2 protein-coding genes are annotated in these 3,018 nt (G+C 75.4%); one reads left to right on the top strand and one right to left on the bottom strand.

The window, feature by feature from the left end:
• Positions 1-146: 146 nt before the first annotated feature.
• Positions 147-1,541, top strand: a complete 1,395-nt coding sequence (locus G3I41_RS13405; RefSeq protein ID WP_164400441.1) for a wax ester/triacylglycerol synthase domain-containing protein — start codon at positions 147-149, stop codon at positions 1,539-1,541.
• 13 nt (positions 1,542-1,554) lie between these two features.
• On the opposite strand, the gene G3I41_RS13410 is transcribed toward G3I41_RS13405, so the two are convergent.
• Positions 1,555-2,901: an NAD(P)-binding domain-containing protein gene (locus G3I41_RS13410; RefSeq protein ID WP_164400442.1), complete on the bottom strand. Its 1,347-nt coding sequence runs from the start codon at positions 2,899-2,901 to the stop codon at positions 1,555-1,557.
• Between the last annotated feature and the right edge of the window lie 117 nt (positions 2,902-3,018).

The following is a 3,018-nucleotide window of genomic DNA, read 5'->3' on the forward strand; positions in this document are numbered from 1 at the left end:
CGGTACGGACCCCGCGTGGCCGGTGGCCATCCTGGGGTGCGCGGCGGGCACGCGCCGCCTTCCTCCGCCGCGCGCCGTGCTCGCCGCCCGGCACCCCGTCCCGGCGCACGTCAGCGCGCGGGCCCGTCACGATGGAGTCCACACCCATGTCCGTTCCCGGCCGGTCCGCCTCGCAGGCGGAGTCATCGCCGTCCACCACGCCCCTCCCGTCGGCCCGGCCCGCACCCTCGGCCGGTCACCCCGGCGAGACGCCCCCGGCAGCCCCGCCCGAACGACCCTCCGCCCCCGCACACCTGCGCGTCCATCCCGTGGACCGTGCCTTCCTCGACCTGGAACGGACACGCCCCGACGTCCGCTGGGACACCGGTGGCATCGCCTACCTGAGCGGCCCGCCCCCCGCGCTCGCGGACCTCCGCGCCTACGTCGCGTACTGCCTGCGCGGCGTCCCCCTGATGACGAGCCGGGTGACGGGCGGCCGGCGGCCGCGCTGGCAGCCGGACGAGGACTTCGCCGTGGACCACCATGTCCACGAGTCCGTCGCCGACGGGCCCGCCGGATGGGACGCCGCCCTGCACGGTGCGCTCAACGCCCCCTTCGCGCCCGGCGCCTACTGGGGAATCTGGCTGGTCCACGGCCACGCCGACGACGCGTACGCCGTGTGCTACCGCCTCCGCCACGCCTGCCAGGACGGTTCGGCGGCGGCCATGGCCTTCCGTACCCTGCTCGGCGAGGGAGAACCCTCGGGCCGCCCGGTGCCGGCACCGGGCCGCCGCTCCGCCGTGCCCGGCCGGGTGGCAACGGCCCTCCGGCTCGCTGCGGCATTCGCGGCCGGCACGCTCGTACGCCGGTACCGCCCGGTCACCGGGTTCGCGCCGACCGGGGAGCGGCGGCTGTACCGGGGACGCGTGCCGGCGGACACCCTGCGCGGCATCGGCGCCGCCGGGGGCGGCTCGGCGCACGACGCGCATCTCGCCGCGCTCGCCGGAGCGCTGGCGGCCTGGTCGGAGAAGGCGCGCATCCCCCTGCCGCGGGCCACGGCGGTGCTCCCGGTCGACGCACGGCGCCCCGACGAGGAGCAGACCTGGGGGAACCGCTGCTTCGCCCTGCCGCTCGAACTGCCCGTGCACATCGCACCGGCGCACCCGGGCGCGGCCCGGCTGCGGCTGGACCACGTCACGGCGGTGACGCGGAAGCTGCGAGGCGCCGCGTGGCGGCAGGCGATCGGAGACCTGGTCCGCCACATGCCGGCCCGCCCCACCGCGTGGTACATGCGCCGGGTGCTCTCCCCACGCGTCACCAACGTCATGGCCACCTCGATGCCACTCGCCCACCGGGGCAGCCTGGGTGAGACCCAGGTGACGGGGACCGCCCTGCTGCCGCTGGTCGTGCCCGGGCACCTCTTCGCCGTCGGGCTCTCGTTCTTCGGCGAGTGGGCCGAGGTCTCCGTCGTCGTCGACAGCGGCCTGCACCTGGGCGGGGAGCTGGCGGATCTGTGGGAACGGGCCGTGGCGGAGCTTGCGGAGACCGTGGCGCCGCGCTGAGCCCCCGCGCCCCTCACACGCCCGCCGGGCGGGCGCCGCGAGCGCGGCGCCGGCCTGCCCGGAGCTCCCGGCGGAGGACCTTCTGGTAGGCGCGGACGTCGATCTCGATCCCGTGGCGGTAGGTGGGCACGTAGGTTCCGGAATCGCGGCGGCGCTCGCGACGGATCGCCCGGACCATCCGCTCCGGCGCCGGGAGCGCGACCGTTCCCTCGATCAGATCGGCGATCCACTGCGCCTGGGGTTCGAGCAGCGGGAAGGCCGCACCGGCCGGTTGGGCGAGCCCCATGAAGTAGAGCCCGGGCAGCCCGGGCGGAACCGTGCGCAGGTAGAGGTCCGTACGCCCGTCCGGGGCGGCGAAGACGGACGGGCTCAGGAACGGGAAGGAGAGGGAGTAACCGGTCGCGTACACGACCGCGTCCACGGTCTCTCGACTGCCGTCGGTGAACGCCGCCGAGTCCCGGCCGAACGAGCTCAGGCCCGGCTTGGGCGTGACCGCGCCACGGGCGAGCTGAACCAGGAGCTCGTCCGACGACGACGGGTGCGCGACGAGCGGCCCGCGGGCCGGCCGGGGGAGTCCGTACCGTTCCGGGGCGCCCCTGCTCAGCCGCAGGAGCAGTGTCATGGCCGGGCCCTTGACGAAGCGTGGCAGCGCGGCCAGCGGACTCACGGCCAAGTGGTCCGCCGGGCGGCCGAGCAGCATCTTGGGGAACACGTGGACCGGGTCACGTGCCGACAGGTAGGTCCGTGCGGCCGTGCGGGAGATCTCCGCGGCGATCTCGCACGCCGAGTTGCCCATGCCGACGACCAGCACCCGCAGGCCGGCGTACGGCTCCGGAGTGCGGTACGCGTGCGAATGCGCGGACAGCCCTTCGAACTCCTCGGCGCCCGGGACGGCTGGGTCGGGAAGGCGCGGGTCCCAGTGGTGGCCGTTGGCCACCACCACCTCGGTGTACCGCCGGGTCACGGACCCGGCGCCCGTGTCCCCGCGCCTCCGGTGGACGACTTCCCAGCCGCCGCCGTCCAGGGGCCGTACGGACGTCACCTCGGTGCCGAACGCGATGTGCCGGTGCAGACCGGACGAGGCCGCGTACTCCTCGAGGTAGGCGAGTACCTGGCTGTGATGGGGGAAGACGGGCCCGTCCGCGGGCATGGCCAGCGAGGAGAACGACATGCTCTCCTTCGAGATGTTGGCGTGCAGCGACGCGTACACCCCCGACATGCCGTTGTCGTTCTCGTAGCGCCAGAGCCCGCCGATGTGCGAACCGGCCTCGTAGCAGTCGAAAGGAATGCCGCGCGAGGTGAGGACCTTGCCCGCCGCGAGCCCCGACGGGCCCGCCCCGATGACGCATGTTCTCCGCATGGCCGCCCGACCTCTCCAGCACCGGGCCGCAGCCCCGGTGCGCCCGTGTTCCGTACGCGGCGCGGCGGACAGCCGCCCGGGCCCGGCGCGGGGCCCGGCCCGCGGCCCGGGTGCCGT

The sequence above is a fragment of the Streptomyces sp. SID9727 genome, assembly GCF_010550605.1.
In the GTDB taxonomy this organism is placed as follows: Bacteria; Actinomycetota; Actinomycetes; order Streptomycetales; family Streptomycetaceae; genus Streptomyces.